This is a genomic window from Mucilaginibacter aquaedulcis (genome assembly GCF_030409325.1).
Taxonomy (GTDB): Bacteria; Bacteroidota; Bacteroidia; order Sphingobacteriales; family Sphingobacteriaceae; genus Mucilaginibacter; species Mucilaginibacter aquaedulcis.
Genome location: NZ_JAUFPR010000001.1, coordinates 176,714 through 196,939, shown reverse-complemented (window position 1 = coordinate 196,939; position 20,226 = coordinate 176,714). Strand labels below are relative to the sequence as shown.

General features: G+C 41.6%; 21 protein-coding genes. 5 read left to right on the top strand and 16 right to left on the bottom strand.

Translation table 11 applies throughout. The features are described from left to right. Positions 1-24 precede the first annotated feature (24 nt). Together QWZ01_RS00815 and prmA are read left to right on the top strand one after the other, a co-directional pair. A complete protein-coding gene (locus QWZ01_RS00815; protein ID WP_290321307.1) occupies positions 25-498 on the top strand; it encodes a hypothetical protein in 474 nt (157 codons plus the stop codon). Positions 499-557: 59 nt separating this feature from the next. Beyond that, entirely contained in the window at positions 558-1,394 is an 837-nt protein-coding gene (gene prmA / locus QWZ01_RS00810; protein WP_290321306.1) for a 50S ribosomal protein L11 methyltransferase, read from the top strand. 163 nt (positions 1,395-1,557) lie between these two features. On the opposite strand, the gene QWZ01_RS00805 is transcribed toward prmA, so the two are convergent. After that, on the bottom strand, positions 1,558-2,211 hold the full coding sequence (locus QWZ01_RS00805) for an NAD(P)-dependent oxidoreductase (protein WP_290321305.1): 654 nt from the start codon (positions 2,209-2,211) through the stop codon (positions 1,558-1,560). Positions 2,212-2,263: 52 nt separating this feature from the next. Next, on the bottom strand, positions 2,264-2,671 hold the full coding sequence (locus QWZ01_RS00800; RefSeq protein WP_290321304.1) for an Rrf2 family transcriptional regulator: 408 nt from the start codon (positions 2,669-2,671) through the stop codon (positions 2,264-2,266). Between the two features lie 306 nt (positions 2,672-2,977). Between QWZ01_RS00800 and QWZ01_RS00795 the strand changes: the two genes are divergently transcribed. Further along, positions 2,978-3,319 (top strand): helix-turn-helix domain-containing protein, encoded by a 342-nt coding sequence (locus QWZ01_RS00795; RefSeq protein ID WP_172338262.1) that lies wholly within the window; start codon positions 2,978-2,980, stop codon positions 3,317-3,319. Positions 3,320-3,355: 36 nt separating this feature from the next. On the opposite strand, the gene QWZ01_RS00790 is transcribed toward QWZ01_RS00795, so the two are convergent. The 4 genes from QWZ01_RS00790 to mqnC form a co-directional block, all read right to left on the bottom strand. Next, positions 3,356-4,477 carry a GNAT family N-acetyltransferase gene (locus tag QWZ01_RS00790; RefSeq protein WP_290322073.1) on the bottom strand — a complete coding sequence of 374 codons (1,122 nt, stop codon included), beginning with the start codon at positions 4,475-4,477 and terminating at the stop codon, positions 3,356-3,358. Between the two features lie 85 nt (positions 4,478-4,562). After that, positions 4,563-4,757, bottom strand: coding sequence for a hypothetical protein (locus tag QWZ01_RS00785; RefSeq protein WP_290321303.1), 195 nt, complete (start codon positions 4,755-4,757; stop codon positions 4,563-4,565). A 138-nt stretch (positions 4,758-4,895) separates the two neighbouring features. After that, positions 4,896-5,447 carry an SMC-Scp complex subunit ScpB gene (gene scpB / locus QWZ01_RS00780; protein ID WP_290321302.1) on the bottom strand — a complete coding sequence of 184 codons (552 nt, stop codon included), beginning with the start codon at positions 5,445-5,447 and terminating at the stop codon, positions 4,896-4,898. 92 nt (positions 5,448-5,539) lie between these two features. Continuing rightward, positions 5,540-6,664: a cyclic dehypoxanthinyl futalosine synthase gene (gene mqnC / locus QWZ01_RS00775; protein ID WP_290321301.1), complete on the bottom strand. Its 1,125-nt coding sequence runs from the start codon at positions 6,662-6,664 to the stop codon at positions 5,540-5,542. A gap of 384 nt (positions 6,665-7,048) precedes the next feature. Here mqnC and QWZ01_RS00770 point away from each other — a divergent pair, with 384 nt between their 5' ends. After that, on the top strand, positions 7,049-7,402 hold the full coding sequence (locus tag QWZ01_RS00770) for a nuclear transport factor 2 family protein (RefSeq protein WP_290321300.1): 354 nt from the start codon (positions 7,049-7,051) through the stop codon (positions 7,400-7,402). Positions 7,403-7,691: 289 nt separating this feature from the next. Here QWZ01_RS00770 and QWZ01_RS00765 read toward each other — a convergent pair whose 3' ends face one another. From QWZ01_RS00765 to QWZ01_RS00745, 5 genes are all read right to left on the bottom strand, one after another. Next, positions 7,692-9,683 carry a M1 family metallopeptidase gene (locus QWZ01_RS00765; protein WP_290321298.1) on the bottom strand — a complete coding sequence of 664 codons (1,992 nt, stop codon included), beginning with the start codon at positions 9,681-9,683 and terminating at the stop codon, positions 7,692-7,694. Between the two features lie 753 nt (positions 9,684-10,436). Further along, on the bottom strand, positions 10,437-11,363 hold the full coding sequence (locus QWZ01_RS00760) for a Ppx/GppA phosphatase family protein (RefSeq protein WP_290321297.1): 927 nt from the start codon (positions 11,361-11,363) through the stop codon (positions 10,437-10,439). A gap of 78 nt (positions 11,364-11,441) precedes the next feature. Beyond that, positions 11,442-12,695, bottom strand: coding sequence for an ABC transporter permease (locus tag QWZ01_RS00755; protein ID WP_290321296.1), 1,254 nt, complete (start codon positions 12,693-12,695; stop codon positions 11,442-11,444). Between the two features lie 2 nt (positions 12,696-12,697). Then, a complete protein-coding gene (locus tag QWZ01_RS00750) occupies positions 12,698-13,606 on the bottom strand; it encodes an ABC transporter ATP-binding protein (RefSeq protein ID WP_290321295.1) in 909 nt (302 codons plus the stop codon). 79 nt (positions 13,607-13,685) lie between these two features. Continuing rightward, entirely contained in the window at positions 13,686-14,303 is a 618-nt protein-coding gene (locus tag QWZ01_RS00745; protein ID WP_290321294.1) for a hypothetical protein, read from the bottom strand. 132 nt (positions 14,304-14,435) lie between these two features. Between QWZ01_RS00745 and QWZ01_RS00740 the strand changes: the two genes are divergently transcribed. Beyond that, positions 14,436-15,818 (top strand): Fic family protein, encoded by a 1,383-nt coding sequence (locus tag QWZ01_RS00740; RefSeq protein WP_290321293.1) that lies wholly within the window; start codon positions 14,436-14,438, stop codon positions 15,816-15,818. A gap of 39 nt (positions 15,819-15,857) precedes the next feature. Here QWZ01_RS00740 and dnaJ read toward each other — a convergent pair whose 3' ends face one another. From dnaJ to QWZ01_RS00715, 5 genes are all read right to left on the bottom strand, one after another. Beyond that, entirely contained in the window at positions 15,858-17,027 is a 1,170-nt protein-coding gene (dnaJ, locus tag QWZ01_RS00735; protein WP_290321292.1) for a molecular chaperone DnaJ, read from the bottom strand. Between the two features lie 127 nt (positions 17,028-17,154). Next, complete coding sequence (locus tag QWZ01_RS00730; protein WP_290321291.1) at positions 17,155-17,739, bottom strand: nucleotide exchange factor GrpE; 585 nt, start codon at positions 17,737-17,739, stop codon at positions 17,155-17,157. Positions 17,740-18,110: 371 nt separating this feature from the next. Next, entirely contained in the window at positions 18,111-18,791 is a 681-nt protein-coding gene (locus tag QWZ01_RS00725) for a cell division ATP-binding protein FtsE (protein ID WP_290321290.1), read from the bottom strand. Between the two features lie 6 nt (positions 18,792-18,797). Next, entirely contained in the window at positions 18,798-19,001 is a 204-nt protein-coding gene (locus QWZ01_RS00720) for a fructose-6-phosphate aldolase (protein ID WP_290321289.1), read from the bottom strand. A gap of 122 nt (positions 19,002-19,123) precedes the next feature. Then, complete coding sequence (locus tag QWZ01_RS00715) at positions 19,124-20,149, bottom strand: acyl-CoA reductase (RefSeq protein ID WP_290321288.1); 1,026 nt, start codon at positions 20,147-20,149, stop codon at positions 19,124-19,126. Between the last annotated feature and the right edge of the window lie 77 nt (positions 20,150-20,226).

Below are 20,226 nucleotides of genomic sequence, written 5' to 3'. Positions count from 1 at the left end.
TATCTCTCAATCTCATATCCAATCATGAGGAAACTATTAAAAGTTCTGTTACCGGTTTTGATTGATTTCGGCATCTTCGGCGCCGTGGTTGCATATAATATGCCCACGCACCCCATGAAGCTGATTGAAATTGGTAACGGAAATTTATATAGTTTAATGGCCTATTTTCATCTTTTCTGGCCCTTGCTGCTGCTGGTAGGTATTTTAACACAATACCTTATCATTGTTCCGCTTTGGGACAATCAGGCCGTAAAAAGTATAAAAGCCCGCTTGATAATCGGCTTATGTATCGCGTTTGTTTGTTTCGCGTTTGCAGGCTCCATCAGCTACATTATATGGGACCCTACCGAGGGGCAGAAGCCTTTAATTAGCTTTTGGTGGTACCTGTCTGAAATACAACTTATTTACTGGGTAGTTACTTTTGTAATTTTGTACCTGATGGACAGGGGGAAGTTTACCCGCACTGAAACTCCCGAAGAGATAGAAAGCGCTGTATAATACAAAGCTGCCAGGTACCCTGAAATAAAATTTAGGGTAATGATTAATATTTTGTTTAAATGAACTACTACGAACTACTTTTTACAACCATAACTACCGAAGATTATCAGCAGGATCTGCTGATCAATGCCTTGGGTGAAATTGGTTTTGATACTTTTGAAGAGCTTGAATTTGGCTTTAAGGCCTATATCCCTACAGATGATTTTGACGAGGAGAAACTGAAAGAGCAATTAATGCCTTACCAGGACATGTTCACCTTTAGCTATGAGGTAACCCTTATTCCGCAAAAAAACTGGAACGAAGTATGGGAAAGTAACTTTGAGCCTATTGAGATAGGAAACAAGGTATATGTTAGGGCAACTTTCCATTCTGCTAAGCCAGAATTTCCTTATGAAATTGTGATAGACCCGAAGATGGCCTTTGGTACCGGCCATCATCAAACTACCGCCATGATGCTGGAGCTGATACTGGAAAATAGTTTTGAAGGTAAAAAAGTGCTTGATATGGGTTGTGGTACAGGTATCCTGGCCATTATGGCTGCAAAACTCAATGCTGCTGAAATTACCGCTATTGATTACGACCCGGTATGTTACGATAGCACCATTGAAAATGCCACGCTTAATAACATAACCAATATAACTGCCCTGTGCGGCTCAAAAGAGGCTATCCCTGATGAGCAGTATGATATTATACTGGCTAACATTAACCGCAACATCCTGCTTGATCAGATGGCTCGATATGCCGAAGCATTGAAGCCCGAAGGTGAGATCTATTTCAGCGGTTTCTATGAATCGCCTGATCTGGAGATCATTACCGACGAAGCCCGCAAATACGGTTTAAAGTACATCATCCACAAAAAAACGAATGATTGGGTAGCCGCTAAGTTTATAAAATAAAGAACGACCGATTGGGTAAAATAAAAGTGTGTCATTGCGAGAAGGAACGACGAAGCAATCGCGAACTATACAAGATGCCTTGTACAATTCGCGATTGCCACGCTGCGCTCGCAATGACACATTCCTTTTTGAAGCAATTACTTTCGCAATGACATTACCTTAATTAATACGCTACCGTAAACCTGCGTTTAATGAATTGGTTGTTTTCCAGTTCATCAATTATAGCAACCGCCAGATCTTCAATAACAATAAAGCTGTGACCTTTTTCATCAAATACAGGTTGATCAGTACCTACGCGGTATTTTCCTGTACGTGGGCCATGCGAATCAGGGTGCAGGTAAATAGCTGGGCTTAAAAATGTCCAGTCAAGATCATTCTCTTCCTTCAAAATGTTCAGATAATCGCGAGCCGCGGTAGCGCCGGTTTTGAATTCAGGCGGAAAGTCGGGCGAATCAACTAATTGTAAACCAGGAGCAATCTCCAAACTGCCGGCACCACCTACAACCAGTAAGCGTTTAACACCAGATTGCTTTACTGCCTGCTGAATGGCCTTAGAGCCGGTTATAAAGTCATCGTACATGGTAGGGCTCGTCCAGCTGGAGTTAAATGCGCTAACTATCGCGTCATGGCCTGCAAGCACGGCGGCAAGCTCATCAACGTTAAGTACATCTGCAACGCCAATCGTTAATTTATCGTTTTTAATGTCCAGTTTTTTTGCGTCGCGCACTATGGCGGTTACTTCATGGCCGCGTTGTAACGCTTCGTTTACTGTTGTCAGGCCAATATTGCCTGTGGCGCCTATTATTGCTAATTTCATAATGAGTTGTTTTTAGTGTAATTAAATTTGTTACAGTTATGGGTAAAAAAAATTATTTGAATTTAAGACTAAAATCAGCCAGAGTAATGGTATTTAGCTGTTTAAAAATGGCTGATTCAACATCGGCAGCTAATTCATTCAGGTGTTGATTGATCTGCCGGCCAACAGGGCAATCAGGATTAGGAAGGTTTTTGGCTTGCCCCAATGCCGGATTACTATAAACTGCCTTATAAACATCACCCAGTGTTATTTTTTCGGGCGACCGGCCCAAACTGTATCCTCCGGCCTTTCCTTCCTTGCTGGTAATCAAGCCGTAATTGCGTAAATTCCTGATCTCTTTACGCACAAGTACGGGGTTAATGTTGATACTTCCGGCAATATATTCAGATGCTATAAGCTCACCCGGTTCCTGATTAAGGAGGGTAAGTATATGTACTGCTATCTGAAATTGACCGTTCATCTGTAATTAAAAATGTTACAGTACAAATATACAGTGTAACTTTTATAATACAAGTATTATTTTCCCATGTGTTGTTAAATTACTTTATGATGATAAAATTAAGATTAATTTGAAGTTAAATAATTGGCGCTAAGCTAATTAATATAATTTCTGTGGAAGATAAAAAACGCTTAAACGAGAATTGTTTGGAAAAAGTTTCGCTTTAAATAAAATATTATGCAAATTAGTTGATAATTAGTGCAATAATAAATAATATTGCAAGGTAATTAACTTTCGCGAAAAACCTAATACTATTATTAAAGTCACATGAAAACACTTGGGAAAAAAATCAGACTGCTACGTCATCAAAAAGGGTGGAGCCAGGAGGATGTTGCAAAAAGATTGGATATTTCAATTCCTGCTTTTTCAAAAATTGAAACAGGAATAACCGATATTAATTTATCGAGATTAGAGCAAATTGCAACTTTGTTTGAAATGTCTGTTGTTCAGCTGCTTACATTTAATGATGCTGAACACGATCAGAAATTTGTTAATGAGTTAGAAACTGTTAACAAACGTTTAATGGATCGGGAAACAGAGGTTATTGACCTGCAAAAAAAGGTAATTGAACTCTTTGAAGAGCTTAGGCACTCCAAAGCAACCGCATAATAAATAGCAGCCCGGCTTAAGCCGGGCTTTTTGTTTTTATTTAAATATATAACGCATTGTTAAATGCTTTTTACCAAAAGTAGCTCCTACGGCACTGTGGATGGCAATCATTTTCTCATTAAAATCGCCCACCCATGATAGCTCCAGTTCGTCATATTGCTTTAAAGGCAACACATATTCTTTAAGTTTGATAAATATGGCCGATTCGAGCCCGTGTTTTTGATATTTTTGTTTGGTGCCCATTACAATGGCCCGCATCCTTGATACGCCTTTCCACCGGTAATATAAAAACTTGAGCTTGCCAATCAGGTTAAGTTTGCCATTAAGCGGCTTAAGCATTTGGTTGGCATCAGGCAAAATAATGATGAAAGAGGCCGGTTCGTTATCAACATAGGCAAACCAGATCAGTTTTTCGTCCATTAGTGCCTTCATTTTTTCAAAACTCTCGGCTATAGTGGCCTGGGTAATGGGTACAAAGTTTTCAAAATCTTTCCAGGCATCATTATAGATCTCTATAAAATCGGCCGCGAATTTTTCCATTTCCTTTACCCTGAAATGTTTGAAATCATAGCCGGGCTTTTTTATTACCCAGTTGGCAATTTTGGTAAACCGCTCTGAAAAAGGCTTATGTACATCCAGGTGATTGGTAATCTGTTCATAAAGGGTTTTAAAGCCATAGTTCTCAAAAAAGGCCTTATAATACGGCGGATTATAATTCATGCCATAGGAGGGATGTGTAAAACCTTCTACCAGCAGCCCCCAAAAATTATCATTTTCGCCAAAGTTAATGGGGCCGTCCATGGCCTGCATGCCATTTTCCTTCAGCCATTTTTGAGCGGTATCAAACAGTAAAAAAGCGGCATCCTGATTATTAATACATTCAAAAAAGCCCATGCCTCCCGTTGGCTGCTCATAATGGTAAGCCTTTTTATTGTTGATGAACGCCGCAACGCGTCCAATAAGCTGGTTATTATCATCAGTAAGTATCCATCGGGTACATTTACCATCATGGTGAAAGTTGTTTTTGGCCGGATCAAATACAGCCTCAACATCATTATCAAGCGGACAAACCCAGGTACTGTCGTTTTTATAAATGATACGGGCAACATTTAAAAATGCTTTTTTTGATGCTTTGTCTTTTACTTCTGTAATTACCATAGGCGCGGCCTCGGGGCCAAATATGAAAAAAAGCATTCAGTGGCAGGTGCTGAATGCTTTTAAATTAGATATGTGTCTTTATTAATTAATAATCGTCGTCATCTTCATCGTCAAATGATTCGTAACCTCTGCCCAGATCATCATCTAAAGGTCCATCAAAATCATCTTCATCCTCATCAACTACTTTTTTCTTTTTAGGGGTAAGTTGATCATCGTCTTCATCCAAATCATCTTCTGAGTTGTCGATCTTTTTAGTGGTCGGTTTTTTTGGCGCTCCCATTGTAACGGATTTTATTTGTAAAACTTTATCAATATAAATTAAACAGGCCTAAAAGTATCAATTTTACGGGGTACTTCTGTCGGCTAATTCAGTAGTAAAAATAATTAAAATCATTTTTATTAAAAATATCTTTTAAAATTATTCTGTTTGCTCGCCAATGGCAACGGTGGCCGCTGTAAAATCCTTAATTTGAGGTAATTCATCAATGCTGTTTATCCCGAAATAATCCATGAACATGCTGCTGGTGCCATACAAAATGGGTTTTCCAATGCTCTCCGACTTCCCAATTATAGCAATTAGCTCTTTTTCGAGCAGTTTTTGTATCGAGTAATCGCAGTTTACGCCACGTATTTGTTCTACATCAGTTTTTGTCACGGGCTGCTTATAAGCAATGATCGCCAGTGTTTCCAAAGCAGCCTGGGTAAGCTTCTTTTTAGACCGTTGCAGCTGCAGTAAATTGATTACGGGGTGATATTTCTTTTTGGTGAAAAACTGGTAGCCGTTGTTAATTTTTACCAGTTCGATGGCTAAATCATCAGCATTATATTTATTTTGAATAGCGGTGATGCTTTCGGTAACCTCATCAACAGTAAAATCGCGCTCGAAAGCGGCTTGCAGGCAGTACATGATCTCCTCCATACGGATACCCTGCTCCGACGCGAAAATTAATGCCTCAATATGGTGTTGCATAGTCAGTTAAGTGGAGCGTAATAAGTGATGAGTTTTGAGTAATACTTACATTGAAAAATAAAACTCAAAACTCATCACTCAAAACTAAAATACTAATAGTTTATTACCTGTTCTTCTATTTCGGCGGGGATATCGCGCCAGTCGTATTTCTGAGTGCGCAATTGTGGCTCAAAACCGGCTTCGATAATTGATTCCTGGATACCCTTAGCGGTAAACCTGTGCGGTGCACCTGCGGCAGATACTACGTTCTCTTCAATCATGATTGAGCCAAAATCATTAGCTCCAGCATGCAGGCATAGCTGGGCAACCTGTTTACCAACGGTTAACCATGAGGCCTGTATGTTTTTAATATTAGGCAACATGATACGGCTTAGCGCTATCATGCGGATATATTCATCGCCGGTTACGTTGTTGGTGATGCCCCTTACTTTGCGCAGCAGGGTGCCATCGTCCTGGAATGGCCAGGGTATAAAGGCTACAAAGCCATGAGCGCCTTCAGGTTTTTCTGATTGCACCTCACGTATCCAAACCAGGTGTTCAAAACGCTCTTCAATAGTTTCAATATGGCCAAACATCATAGTTGCCGATGTTGGCAGGTTAAGCTGATGAGCGGCGCGCATAACATCAAGCCACTCTTTACCACCGCATTTGCCTTTTGATATCAGGCGGCGCACACGATCATTCAGAATCTCGGCACCGGCACCGGGTAATGAATCAAGCCCGGCTTCCTGCATTGCACGCAGTACATCTATATGGGCCATACCTTCCAGTTTGGCTACGTGCGCAATTTCCGGGGGACCTAAAGAGTGCAGTTTTAACTTAGGATACAGCTGTTTAAGCTCCCTGAACAGGTCGGTATAAAACTGTAGACCCAGATCAGGATGGTGACCGCCTTGTAACAAGAGCTGGTCGCCGCCATAGCGGAAAGTTTCCTCTATTTTCTTTTTATAGGTTTCAATATCAGTGATATAGCTATCCTCATGGCCGGGCCTGCGGAAAAAGTTGCAAAACTTGCAATTGGCTATACAAACATTGGTAGTATTAACATTTCTGTCTATCTGCCAGGTTACTTTGCCATGCGGAACCTGCTTTTTGCGCAGCTCGTTAGCAGTATACATCAGATCGGCAGTAGAGGCGTTGTTGTACAGGTAAACGCCCTCATCCTGGGTTAAAAATTCAAACCGCAAAGCGCGTTGCAACAGATCGGCTGTGTTCATTTAACAAAGATAAAGCTTTAGGTTATTAATAGTTTAATATGATCTCCAAGATTGACAAATTAATGAGGCAGCATATTTTGAAACCTACGTAACCCAAAACTTTTTAAAGTTGCTTTTTAACAAAAAAATGCACCGAAATTCAACAGATTTAATCGAAAAGTAGATGATTTATGATGGAAAACTGCCGGTTTTGGCAAGTTTTTGATAATTTTTTAATGCTTTTTAAATCTTTAAAAAGTATTATGTGTTAATGTATCATATGGTGGTATTTTATCGATCTGTTTTAATCAGTATCACGACTATATCATACTTTTTATTTTTAATACAGATGTTTTAAACATTTGTTTAATATTGATATTTATTAATAATCATAACAATCCAAAAATGAATACTGTACCAGAAATTGCCAATCGCCTGGCTTCATTATGTAATGAGTTGAAATTTGTTGAAGCCTATACAGAATTATTTGCCGATGATGCTGTAAGCATTGATCCTAATAATAAAAATGAGCCAATAACCGGACTCCATAACCTGATTGAGTATGAAAAACAATTCCTTGCCAAAGTTGAAATTCATAGTATCAACGTATCTGAAGCCATTTTTGCCGGGAGCTACTTTAGCTTGGTTTTTTCCATGAATTTCACGGTGAAGGGAGTAGGTGATAAGCAGGTGGAGGAAATTTGCGTTTATAAAGTTGAAAACGGGAAAGTTGTTAGTCAGCAGTTTTTTATTGGGTGATTATGTAGTCTTCAATTCTTTCATTGATTGTCATTTCGACCGCAGGGAGAAATCTTGTACAGCTTGTATATCCACGTATAAGATCTCTCCTCGTACCTCGTTCGAGATGACAATTGATGTGACGCGATGCAATCGCTGCCTTATGTTAAGCACTCGTTACAAACGAGCGAAAGGAGGAAACTTACGAAGTTTTAAAAACTTCGTAAGTTTAATATCCGTAGTTTAAAACAATTTCTTGATAAGTTTATTTCTCACTACTCACTACTCACTACTCACTACTCACTACTCACTACTTCACCCTTAACGTATTATTCTTCCTATCCAGGTCAGGCAATGCATTGTCCGGGTCAACGGTTACGGTTTCGGCTTCCAGGGTGCCGGGCAGGGTAAGGGTTATCTGTTTATTTTGCAGCCAGGTTTCAACCGGTAAGTAAGTGCGGGCTTTACTGCCGTCTTTATATTTTACTTCAACCGTAAATGGCATCGGTAGTTTTTCTTTATTCACTACCGTGATGCTTACGCCTTTGCCGGTTTTGTTATCAACTTGTTTGGCATCTATCAAGGCTAAATCAAGCGACCAGTTATTGTAGAACCAGCCTTTCCAAAACCAGCTCAGGTCTTCGCCTGCACCATTTTCCATCGAACGGAAAAAATCATCAGGCTGCGGATGTTTATAGGCCCATTGGTGTATGTAATTGCGGAAAGCGTAATCAAACTTGTCCTTGCCCAAAATCTGCTCACGCAGCAACACCAGGCCAAAAGCCGGTTTAAAATAGGTGAGTGGATGGCGGTATTTTTCAGGGATGGCATCGGGCGCGGTCATGATGCTTGGGGAACCCGGATCGGTTATCGAGGGGATGATCTCGTCGGCTGGGTTACCGCCGCCGGGGGCGTATTCACCATCGCGTTTGGGAGCGTATTCGCCTTTGTTGAAAGCATCGGATGCGTAAACGTCAATAAAAGTATTCAGGCCCTCGTCCATCCAGGCAAAGCGGCGCTCGTTTGATCCTACGATCATCGGGAACCAGTTATGCCCAATTTCGTGCGCAGTTACCCAATACAGTTCACTGCCCTTATCAGTAATGCCATCAAACACAATACCAGGATATTCCATACCACCGGCAATACCGGCCTCGTTAACCGCAACCGGATATGGGTAAACAAACCATTTTTCTGAAAAATATTCAATAGATTTTTTCAGGTATTCTGTAGCGCGACCCCAGGCATCGTTGCCATAGCTTTCGGCCGGGTAAACACTCATAGCCAGCGATTTTTTTCCTTCGGGCAGGTTTACACGCGCCGCATCCCATATGTAAGCTTTCGACGCGCCAAAGGCCACATCGCGGGTATTGAGCATTTTAAAGTGCCAGGTAAGCGTACCCTTTTGCACCGGGCGACTGGCCGGATCATTCACCTCGGCCAAGTCACGTATCATAATGGTTTTGTCGCTGTTGCGGGCCGCATCAAGACGGGCCAGTTGTTTGGCGGTTAATACTTCTTTAGGATTCTGTAACTCGCCAGATCCGGCTACGATCATATCCCAGGGAACGTTCACACTGTAGTCGATATCGCCATAGTCTAAGTAAAACTCGCCGCTGCCCAAAAATGGGAGAGTATCCCAGCCGCGGCTATCGTCATAAACGCACATGCGCGGAAACCACTGGGCAATTTCGTAAATCTTGCCATTTTTAGTATCGGCGTAATCGGTTCTGTTACCAAAGTTACCCGGAATAGTGTAGTGATATTTGATCTTGACGCGCACCAATCCTTTATTAGGCGCTACCGCTTTTGTTAGCCTGATCTGCATGCGGCTGTCAGTAATTACAAACTTTACAGGCTTGCTTACGCCACCTTCTTCTATTGCCACCGACTCGATCTGGTAACCGTCGGTATGCTGATTAGGTTTAGGCGCAAAGCCGGTCACGAAGTTTGACCGGGCATCTTTTTTATAAGTGTTCTGATCCATTTGCAGCCACAGGTATTGCAGCGCATCAGGGCTATTATTGGTATAGTCGATAGTTTCGGTTCCACTGATGGTTTTGCTCGCGGTATCCAATTTTACGTTCAGAGTATAATTAGCCCGGTTTTGCCAGTACCGCGGGCCAGGATTGCCGTTGGCTGCATGAAAGTCGTTCCCTTTTTCGCTATAAAACTGGGGCGAAAATGCTTCGGCAGGATTATAGTTAGAGGTAGTATCGTTAGGGTTGATCTTTCTGTTTTGAGCCTGAGTATTAAGCGCCAACAGGGCCAGCAGGCCAAAGCCGGTAAATTTTAATTTCATAGAGCGTATTTAAGCGCCCAATATACAAAGGATAGGAGTAATTTGGGGAGAGTTTTTGAATCTCTTCACATACATTGTCTTCCTGAGCGCAACAAAAAATCTGTTAGCAAGCAGGCATGGCGAAGTCCCGCTCTTGGCCGCGGGAAAGGCCAGTTACGTTTTTCGTACTGTTATTTGTTTTTTTAAGGCACTCAAGAGGGCTTCGCCGTATGTCGCCACAAAAGTAACCAAAAGGCTTTCAGCAGAGAGGCTTCTTTGCTCCACAAGGCCTTTACCCTGCAAAGCAGCCAGAACCACGGGCTGCTAAACCTTACCGCCACTTCGTTCGCTCAATACCTCCGCTTCGGCAAGGTTTGCTAATGCCCCTCCCAGCCGCACAGGCCAACATGTTCTGCCTGCTTTTCACCCGAAGCTGATCTGCTGAATATCTGAATCAGAATTTACCGAATTAAAGAATGAATAGAATTTAAAGAGTGTCTGAACTGGAATTTATTGAATTAAAGAATTGACAGAATTTAAAATAAAAGACGAAATGCTCAGGATGACAAGTGTGAAATGGATTTAAAAATGCGGGTAAATGCCCGACAAAAAAGCGGGCCGGGAGTTTTGCCTGTGGGCGGAAGCTTTTTTTTGTCTTGATTTTTTGGTTACTTTTTTATCAAGAAAAAAGTGACTGGCCCTCCCGCGGCCAAGAGCGGGACTTCGCCATGCAAACCGGCATGATAACAAACAGCAGTGACATGTGCGAAATACCTAACCTAACATCTCTGCCAAAACACCTTCTTTAAGCGAGTTACTGCACATCAATACGTTGGTAATAGAAAGCTTTTGGACGATGAAACGGGTAATGAGCGATGCTACCACGATCATATCAACCCTAACGGGGATAATACTTTTATTGCCTGCTCTTTGCTGGTGGCTTGATTGTACCAGCTTGTTGGTTTCGATCAATAGCTCATTATGATCAAAGCTGTAATTTTTAGTAGTTTTAAGGTTGAAGGAATGGCCTTTTTCGATTTCTGCCAGTTCGGCAAAGGTTTCAAACGCGCCTGATGAGCCTATGAGGGTATCAACATGGTAACCGGAAACAGCTTTAAACAGGTCGGCCAGGTGATCTTCGAGGTAAAGGTCGAGGGCTTCAATAGATGCCGGTGGGATAGGGTCGGTGCGGTGAAAGAGGTCCATGAGGCGGGCCGCGCCAATCTCGAAGCTTTGTTTCCAGATGATATGTTCGGCATTACCCAGAATAAACTCCACGCTGCCGCCGCCAATATCCATAATGAGCGAATTTTTGGCCGATAAACAGCCGCTTATCTTAACTCCCTCGTAAATAAAACCCGCTTCCTGTTCGCCATTAATAATTTCAATGCTGATACCGGCCTTGTTTTTTACCTGGTCAATAAAGTCGGCCCCGTTTGATGCACTGCGAAGGGCCGATGTAGCAATGGCCCGCACTGCCTGTACCTGGTGGGTATTTATCTGTTCCTGAAATGTTTGCATGGTGTTTAAACCGCGCTCAAAAGCCTCGGGAATAATGTAGCCTTTGTTGATACCACCTTCGCCAAGCTTTACGGCTTCGTGGTAGTGGATAATTTCATGATAATCATTTACTGTGCCCTCGGCAATTAACAGGTGGAAGGTGTTGGTACCAAGGTCCATCACGGCAACGCGTTTACTCATGCATCTAAAATAAATAATCCCCGAAATTGTTTAACCATTCCGGGGATTTTGTATAATTTATTTTGAAGGTTGCGTGGGTTACTCTTTGTAAAAGAACCATTTACCCAGTTCTTTAAAGCTTGCCTTTTTGCCATACATTAATATACCAACCCTGTAAATGCGGGCGGCTACGTAAGTGGTAAACAAAAAGCCGATCACCATCATGGCCATTGACAGGGCAAGCTGCCAGCCCGGTGGATCAAAAGGCAGCCTCACCATCATGGCTACTGGTGCAGTAAACGGGATGATGGAGAGCCAAACCGCCAGCGGACTATCCGGCGCCCTGAATAGCACCGATACCGACAAAATATAGGTAAACAGTAAAGGCATGGTGATAGGAAACATGAACTGCTGGGTTTCTGTTTCGCTATCAACCGCCGAACCTACCGCTGCAAACATGGCGCTGTACAGCAGGTATCCGGTTAAAAAATAAAACAAAAAGCAGCTTAATATATATCCAAACGGAATGGTTTGCAGGGTTTGCAGTATCCCGGTCATGGGGCTGGCCGGTGAGTTAAAAGCATGGCCCGCTATTTTGGAAGATATGACCGATAGAATGATCCATGCAGAAAACTGGGTTAAGCCAACCAAACCCACACCAATTATTTTGCCCAGCATGAGTTGAAACGGTTTTACCGACGAGATAACCACCTCAATAATGCGGCTTGTTTTTTCCTCGATAACACCACGCATTACCTGCCCGCCATAAATAAGCAACGAGATGTAAATGAATATAGAACAAGCAATGGCGATGGCAATGTTAGGGCCTATATTGGCATCCTTATCGCCTGTGCTGGTAATTTCTACTGAGTTTACGTTAATATTGGTGTTTTTAATGGTATTCACCAAAGCAGGGTCGATGTGATGCTCAAGCATGCTGTTGTTAATGGCAATATCATTCATCTGCTTTTCAATTTCTTCGGTTAACTGAATGGCAGATTTCTTTTTGGAGAAGATCTGTACACCGCCTTTTTTAGCATAATCGGCAGGAATAAACAAGGTAGAGATGTTCTCGTCGTTTTTGGATGTTGCCTTGGCTTTATTCAGGTCCTGATCGCCTCTAACAAACTTGATGTTGGATACATCACGAAATTTTCCGTCGAACACTTTACTGTTATCAAGCACATTAACAACCTGTAATGATGATAACTGGTTGCTGTTCTTAGCAACCAGGGCAATTACGCCACCCATAGCCAGTAAAAGCAACGGTACTACAAATATCATGATGATGAACGATTTTTTGCGTACGCGGGTAACGTATTCGCGCTGTATGATGAGTAATACTTTGTTCATGATTAGCTGATATGGTTTACTTTTTCAATAAATATTTCGTTCATGCTGGGTATTACTTCCTGCAGCATATTGATCCGGGTTCGGGGTATCAGGTATTGCAGCACATCATTGGAGTTATGGCTGCCATTAAGTTTTATGCGGATGATGTGGCTGTCGTCTTCAGAGAGGGTATCGCCAACAATTTCAAAAGGCTGCGTGCCATCAAAATTCAGTTGCTGGCCGGTATACTCAATAAGGTAAGTATCGTTGCGGTACGAGTTACGAATATGTTTAACCTTGCCGTCCAATATCTTCTGCGATTTATTGATAAGAGCGATAGAATCGCACAGCTCCTCAACCGATTCCATCCGGTGGGTAGAGAACAGGATGGTGGCACCCTTGCGGTTAAGCTCCAGTATCTCATCCTTGATAACCTCGGCGTTCACCGGGTCAAATCCGCTGAAAGGCTCATCAAGAATAATCAGATCGGGCTCATGCATTACAGTGGCCACAAACTGGGCCTTTTGCTGCATACCTTTTGAAAGTTCTTCTATCTTCTTTTTCCACCAGCCTTCAATGCCCAGTTTTTCAAACCAGTACTTGAGGCGTTTATTGGCTTCATCGCGGCTCAGTCCTTTAAGGCGGGCCAGGTAGATCATTTGTTCGCCGATCTCCATTTTTTTGTAGAGTCCGCGCTCTTCGGGCAGGTAGCCAATTCGGTTAATATGCGATTGATTGAGCCTTTCGCCATTAAAATAAACCTCGCCCGAGTCGGGAGCGGTGATTTGATTCACGATGCGGATGAGGGAAGTTTTGCCGGCTCCGTTAGGGCCCAGCAAGCCAAATATTTTACCGCTTTCAACCTCCAGGCTTACATCATTCAGCGCCCGGTGGCCGGCGTATTGCTTAACAATATGGCGTATGCTTAACATTTATTTAGTTTATAAGGTGATTAGTATAGTTTAGATACGGGCAATTGCAGATTGTTACACCTGCGGTTTCGGGTTACAGCTAAAACGGCTCATCCTTAAATAAAGGTTTTTCGCTCGTGAAATCAACATTTTTAGTGCCCTCGGCAGTTTTGTTAAATATAATGATGGCAGCAATAAGCGGCAATACATTAACCAGATAAATATAGCGGAATAACTCAAAACTAATATTCAGCATGCCGAATAACATAGGCAAAACCAGCACGGTGATAGATGACACTAATAATAAAACGGCAAAAAGTATAAAGCCGCTGCGGATTACCGGATGCTTCACCATGAACAGGGTAGCTACAAGGTATAGCTCCATTAAAAAATGGATACCGTTGGCAACAGAGTAGTAGGTAACAAGGCTTGTACCCCAAAAACCAGCAGTGATATTTAAAATATTGTATAATACGGTAAAGGCAATGTATATGGTTAAAGCGGTTATGATGTTGTTTTTTTCATGGAAAAACTTGAGTACGCTCAGCAAAAAAATAAGTATCAGCGGATAGATAAGCGTGGCTAATCCGGATAAGATATATCTGATATAAGGGTTTAACCTGAAAGTATCCGGACTGATATAAAGGAAAACGAATTGAAGTGCTATTTGAAAAAAGACAGCAATTACAGCTACCTGGGTTGCCGGTTTATTGTTCATAGATAGTGATGGTTGATTTAAATACCAAGTTATAAACAATAATGATTATTTGAATTGTCTGAAGTTAAAAAGGTTAGCATATAACACCATGCCAGCTTTTTTGATATGCCCGGTAATTTATATCTTTAAAGAATGAACCTGACGCTCGAAATTGAATTTAGCAAAGCCCCCATTTTACAGGAAGTAGATGCCCTTAAAAAACAAATAGACGATATGCGTCCGCTGCCTCCTGATGTAGAAGGTCGGGTTATGCAAAAACTAAGACTGGATTGGAATTATAACTCTAATGCTATTGAGGGTAATAAGTTAAGTTATGGAGAAACCGTTGCCTTTTTGATGGAAGGTATTACAGCTAAAGGCAAACCGCTTAAAGATCATTTAGATATACGCGGGCATAATCAGGCTATAAATTTTTTAATGGATTTGGTTAAAGATACACGGCCAATATCAGAAGCCGATATCAGGGCTTTGCATGAAATGATTTTAGTAGAACCTTATGAAGTAAAAGCGCAAACAGCCGAAGGTGCACTCACAAGTAAATGGATAAAGCTTGGAGAATATAAAATATTACCCAACCACGTGCAAACGGCTACAGGAGAAACACACTATTATACTTCACCAGAGGAAACCCCAATTAAAATGCGGGAACTAATGGAATGGTATAATCAGGTAAGTGTAAGCGAAGAAGTACATCCGGTTGTTGCAGCTGCATTATTTCATCACAAATTTGTGGCTATACATCCCTTCGATGATGGTAATGGTAGGCTTTCGCGTATACTCATGAATTTGATTTTAATGCAAAAGGGTTATCCACCAGTGGTTGTTAAAATGGATGACCGGAAAAATTACTATTCATTATTAAGCCGGGCTGATGTAGAAGATAATTGGCCTTTTATAGAATATATAGCAGAACGATTAGAAAGTTCGTTGCAATTGTATTTAAAAGCAGCGAAGGGTGGAGATATTGATGAGGATGAAGATATAGATAAAGAGATTGCTTTATTTAAAATGGATATTTTAAATAATACAAATGTCAGAGTAGAGAGATCTAATTCTTTAATTGATAAAATATTAGATTTAGATATCGAACCGTTAATCGATAAATTTGTTAATAAAGCAAATCAATTTAACGACCTGTTTTTTGATGTGTCAAATTCAATTTCTCTTGTAGATTCTACAAATAGTTACAAATACCCTTCTCTTAGTCAATTTTTAATTACAACAAATGCAGTCGAAAGAGATAAAATATTTCATAAACTTGAAAGATTAGTAGCAGTCGTTGAATACAGGAAATTTAAAAATTCAGAGAATGATTTTAATTCCTCAGGAGGCTTTATTGTACAGTTCGAGCAATATTATTACGAAATAATTGATTTTGGGTTTGATGTAATTCTAAGAAACAAATATGATGAACGATTATCATCTGTTGATCAAAGCAAAGTAATTAGAAGCTTTATAAATTATTTGAAGAATGACATTAATGCAAATCTTAAAACAGAAAGTCCAAAATCATAATTGATTTTGGACTTTCTAATGCCTTTGGCCATTCAGCTATTATTCAAAATATTCCTTCATCCTGTCGAAAAAGCTTTTTTCGTTTTTGCCGGGATTAGGTTTAAAGTTTGGCGATGATTGCAGTTTTTCCAATATATCGCGTTCTTCCTTGCTGATAGCTTTTGGTGTCCAGATGTTGATGTGTACCAGCTGGTCGCCGCGGTGATATGAGTTTACCTCAGGCACACCTTTGCCTTTCAGGCGCAGAATTTTACCACCCTGGGTTCCCGGATCAATCTTGATCTTGGCTTTGCCATCAATGGTAGGCACTTCAACTGTGGTGCCTAAAGTGGCATCAACAAAGTTTACATGCAGGTCATATATCACGTTATTACCATCACGTTTTAATGTTTCGTGAGGTATCTCTTCAATCAATATAATTAAATCGCCGGGAACACCGCCGCGTGGGGCAGCGTTACCTTTGCCGCTCATGCTTAATTGCATGCCTTCGCTTACGCCCGCAGGTACGTTGATAGTGATCAGCTCTTCGCCGCGCACCACGCCATCACCATGACAAACATTACATTTTGACAGTATGGTTGAACCTTCACCGTTACAGGTAGGGCAGGTGCTGGTAGTTTGCATCTGGCCCAGTATGGTGTTGGTTACCCTGCGCACAGCGCCCGAGCCACCACAGGTTTTACAGGTTTGGAATGATGATTTATCCTTAGCGCCAGAGCCATCGCAGGTTTTACAAACTATTTGTTTGTTAACCTTTATTTTCTTCTCGGCACCGTTGGCTACCTCTTCTAAAGTTAAACGTACTTTGATGCGCAGATTGCTGCCGCGGGCTACACGCCTGCCGCCTGCACCGCCACCCTGACGGCCGCCACCGCCAAAGAAGCCCTCAAACGGACTTCCGCCGCCAAAAATATCGCCAAACTGGCTAAATATGTCTTCCATATTCATGCCACCGCCGCCATAGCCTCCGCCATTTGCAGATGAAGCGTTGGCAGCATGGCCAAACTGGTCATAACGCTGACGTTTTTCAGGACTGCTTAAAACTTCATAAGCTTCGGCAGCTTCCTTGAATTTTTCTTCAGCTTCTTTGTCACCCTCGTTTTTATCCGGGTGATATTTAATAGCCATTTTACGATATGCCTTTTTTATATCATCGGCACTGGCACCTTTTGCAACTCCCAGGATATCGTAATAATCTCTTTTAGCCATGTTTTTTATTTATTTCGGATCTCGAAATTTCGATTTCGGATTTATTGTGTTCTTAATTTGCTTTTGATATAGGAAGGATGATCATTTGAGAAAAATCCCAAATTGAACATCCCAAATCCGAAATCATTTATGCTCCTACAATTACTTTGGCAAAACGGATAACCCTGTCTTTCAGGTAATATCCTTTTTCCATTTCATCAACCACCTTACCTTTTAAATCATCGGTAGGGGCAGGGATGTTGGTAATAGCTTCGTGCAGGTCGGCATCAAACGGTGCACCTACAGATTCCATTTCTTTCAGGCCTTTTTGACCTAATATATTCTTCAGTTTATTTTGGATAAGCGTAACGCCTTCTTTAACAGGGGCAACGTCAACCGCTTTTTCCATTGAGCGTTGGGCACGTTCAAAATCGTCAAGAACCGGCAACAAGGCAACTAATAATTCTTTGCCTTCGGTTTCGCGGGCTTCGGCGCGTTCTTTTTGGGTGCGCCTTCTGAAGTTATCAAATTCGGCATATAAGCGCAGGTATTTATCATTTGCCTGGGCCAGTTCCTCTTTCAATTTATCTTCGGCAGATGGTGCTTCTACAACCTCTTGTTCCGGGGTTTCAGTTTGAGCCTGTGGCTCGCCTTCTGCATGTATATTTTCCTGATCTGTCGTATTCATATTTTCTGGAGTATCCGTATTTTCTTTCTTCTTTTTCTTCAACATATCGTTAAATTTCATAGCTGATAGTGCCAATCAAGTATCCTGCCATTATACTAAAGCCGACAAGCTGTCAGTGGTTATCATCTTTAACAGGAAGGTGTGACACCTTTTGCGCGGATGTGACAGGTTGACCGACCGTTGATTAGTTTTGATTGTGGTGATTCCTTTGATCCTTGACCGTTGATTGGTTTTGATTGCTATGATTTCGTTGATTTTTGTCTGAATTGCGATTTTTGGGATTTTTGGATCATCAGGATTTCTTTTATCTATTTAAAATAATCGAAGTAATCCCAAAAATCGTGGTTCAGACAAAAAATCATTATCACCCAAAAAGGTAATCAACGCAATCACTGCAATCATACAATAATCAACGGTTAAATCTCCGCGTCTTCCAGTACCTTGCCGTTTTCGCATTTGATGATGCGTGATGGGAAGGCACGGATGATGTGATAATCATGTGTGGCAACCAGTACCGCGGTGCCCGATTGGCTGATCTGTTTTAGCAGCAGTACAATTTCTTCAGATGTTTCAGGGTCGAGGTTGCCGGTTGGCTCATCGGCCAGGATGATCTCCGGGTCGTTAAGCAGGGCACGGGCAATAACCACACGCTGCTGCTCACCGCCAGACAGCTCATGCGGCATTTTTTTAAGTTTTGAGCGCAAGCCCACTTTTTCCAGTACATCAAGGGCGCGTTCGGCAATCAGTTTTTTGTCTGTCCAGCCGGTGGCACGCATCACGAAGATCAGGTTTTGTTCAATTGACCTATCGGTAAGTAATTGAAAATCTTGAAAAACGATGCCCAGCTTGCGCCTCAGATACGGAACGTCGCGGGTGGGGAGTTTGCTCAGTTCATAACCACAGGCATGGCCGGTGCCGCTTTTGATGCCCAGGTCGCCATAAATTACCTTAAGCAAACTACTTTTGCCCGATCCTGTCTGGCCTATCAGCCATACAAAATCGCCTTTGTCAATATGTAAGTTAACGTTTGATAGTACCAGGTGTGCCTGTTGAAAAATATCAACACCGTTTAGCTTTATAACAGAGTTTCCGATCATCTTTTTTTATAGCTCTAATTTTAAGATCTGGCCAAAAGGCAGGTCTTTTATAATATTCATAATATATTCGGCCTTATCACCAAGCCCCACCTTATCCAACGATTTATCAGGCCTGTCAACCCTGAAATAAGCCAGCAGCGTGAACTTATCGTCGCGCAGCTGTACATAATCAGGTATTTTGGCAACGCCTTTAACTTTTATAATATACATGTTAGTTCATGTTTTGTAGTTCATAGTTGATGGTTCATAGCTCATAGTAAAAATCTGTTTAATATGATAAACATGAACTATGAGCCATCAACTATAGGCTTCCCTCCAAAGGTATTGTAATTTTAAAGATTTGCCAAGAATTCCATTGTATCAATACCATCGGCATAATCCCATAATGCGGGTTGCTGGCTTTGGCCAAAACCCACCACCTGGTTAGGTACTTTGATAGTTGCCGAAGTGACAATGCATTGCAGATTTTCGGTCTGTTCAATAAGTATATGCTGTGCAGAAGCCAGATCGGAATAATAGCTAAAATAAACTACCGACAGGGGAGATGCCATCCTGTCATCTTCCTTTACCATCAGGAAACCATTGTCCAGATGTGCATCGCCGTTTACGAGGTATATAGACTTGTTATAATCGTAGTTATTATTGTATTTATGATGATGTATGATGGCCTTATGATCCTCTATCGATTCAAAAAAGAAGTTGAAGTTATACCCTTCCGGAACCAGTAGTTTTGATACGTTGCGGCAGCCTAAACCATAATAGTCAAAAATATCATGGCCGAGGTTAAATAAATCTTCAGCAGTTTCGGCACCGGTAAGCAGAGCTATACTATTACGGTTTTTCCGGATAATGTTGGGCACCTTGCCAAAGTAATAGTCAAAATAACGAGAGCTGTTATTGCTGCCGGTGGCTATAATGGCATCAAAATTAGCCAGGCGCTCTACAAAAGTGAACCTGCCCTCAAAGCTGCCGTCAATATCAACCAAGCGCTGCAATATCTGTTTAATGAGGCGTGCATCCTGCGATGATGCCTTGATAAGCGCATGATTGCCCGAAGCCAATACGCAAAGCACGTCATGAAAGCCCACCAGCGGAATATTACCCGCCAAAATAAGCCCTATCTTTTTAACAGGTTTTTCGTTTTCAAGGTTGTATTTTGATAACCATTGCTGCAAATCGGCTTCGTTAAGCATTTTGCCAATGGCAGTTACGGCCCTCAAAACACTCTCAGGTGTAAACCATGCATTATGGTACTGCTCATCGTTAATAACGGCCATTAATTGTGCATCTGGCGCTATTAACTGCTTTCCTAAGCTTGAAAATGAATTTATTGAGTTTTTTATATTAATTTTTGACATATATATGGAAAGGGTTTAAACCCTTAAAGCCTTTTTTTGTTATATTTGTACGCTTGTTAATTTCAGGCAAAGTTAAT

What these genes read in the sequence shown, in the direction of transcription:
- QWZ01_RS00755 (WP_290321296.1), bottom strand. Translation starts at nt 12,695, where the DNA reads ATGAACAAAGTATTACTCATCATACAGCGCGAATACGTTACCCGCGTA.
- QWZ01_RS00760 (WP_290321297.1), bottom strand. Translation starts at nt 11,363, where the DNA reads ATGAGTAAACGCGTTGCCGTGATGGACCTTGGTACCAACACCTTCCAC.
- prmA (WP_290321306.1), top strand. Translation starts at nt 558, where the DNA reads ATGAACTACTACGAACTACTTTTTACAACCATAACTACCGAAGATTAT.
- QWZ01_RS00815 (WP_290321307.1), top strand. Translation starts at nt 25, where the DNA reads ATGAGGAAACTATTAAAAGTTCTGTTACCGGTTTTGATTGATTTCGGC.
- QWZ01_RS00785 (WP_290321303.1), bottom strand. Translation starts at nt 4,757, where the DNA reads ATGGGAGCGCCAAAAAAACCGACCACTAAAAAGATCGACAACTCAGAA.
- mqnC (WP_290321301.1), bottom strand. Translation starts at nt 6,664, where the DNA reads ATGAACACAGCCGATCTGTTGCAACGCGCTTTGCGGTTTGAATTTTTA.
- QWZ01_RS00805 (WP_290321305.1), bottom strand. Translation starts at nt 2,211, where the DNA reads ATGAAATTAGCAATAATAGGCGCCACAGGCAATATTGGCCTGACAACA.
- QWZ01_RS00765 (WP_290321298.1), bottom strand. Translation starts at nt 9,683, where the DNA reads ATGAAATTAAAATTTACCGGCTTTGGCCTGCTGGCCCTGTTGGCGCTT.
- QWZ01_RS00745 (WP_290321294.1), bottom strand. Translation starts at nt 14,303, where the DNA reads ATGAACAATAAACCGGCAACCCAGGTAGCTGTAATTGCTGTCTTTTTT.
- dnaJ (WP_290321292.1), bottom strand. Translation starts at nt 17,027, where the DNA reads ATGGCTAAAAGAGATTATTACGATATCCTGGGAGTTGCAAAAGGTGCC.
- QWZ01_RS00740 (WP_290321293.1), top strand. Translation starts at nt 14,436, where the DNA reads ATGAACCTGACGCTCGAAATTGAATTTAGCAAAGCCCCCATTTTACAG.
- QWZ01_RS00720 (WP_290321289.1), bottom strand. Translation starts at nt 19,001, where the DNA reads ATGTATATTATAAAAGTTAAAGGCGTTGCCAAAATACCTGATTATGTA.
- QWZ01_RS00790 (WP_290322073.1), bottom strand. Translation starts at nt 4,477, where the DNA reads ATGGTAATTACAGAAGTAAAAGACAAAGCATCAAAAAAAGCATTTTTA.
- QWZ01_RS00725 (WP_290321290.1), bottom strand. Translation starts at nt 18,791, where the DNA reads ATGATCGGAAACTCTGTTATAAAGCTAAACGGTGTTGATATTTTTCAA.
- QWZ01_RS00715 (WP_290321288.1), bottom strand. Translation starts at nt 20,149, where the DNA reads ATGTCAAAAATTAATATAAAAAACTCAATAAATTCATTTTCAAGCTTA.
- QWZ01_RS00770 (WP_290321300.1), top strand. Translation starts at nt 7,049, where the DNA reads ATGAATACTGTACCAGAAATTGCCAATCGCCTGGCTTCATTATGTAAT.
- QWZ01_RS00795 (WP_172338262.1), top strand. Translation starts at nt 2,978, where the DNA reads ATGAAAACACTTGGGAAAAAAATCAGACTGCTACGTCATCAAAAAGGG.
- QWZ01_RS00730 (WP_290321291.1), bottom strand. Translation starts at nt 17,739, where the DNA reads ATGTTGAAGAAAAAGAAGAAAGAAAATACGGATACTCCAGAAAATATG.
- scpB (WP_290321302.1), bottom strand. Translation starts at nt 5,447, where the DNA reads ATGCAACACCATATTGAGGCATTAATTTTCGCGTCGGAGCAGGGTATC.
- QWZ01_RS00750 (WP_290321295.1), bottom strand. Translation starts at nt 13,606, where the DNA reads ATGTTAAGCATACGCCATATTGTTAAGCAATACGCCGGCCACCGGGCG.
- QWZ01_RS00800 (WP_290321304.1), bottom strand. Translation starts at nt 2,671, where the DNA reads ATGAACGGTCAATTTCAGATAGCAGTACATATACTTACCCTCCTTAAT.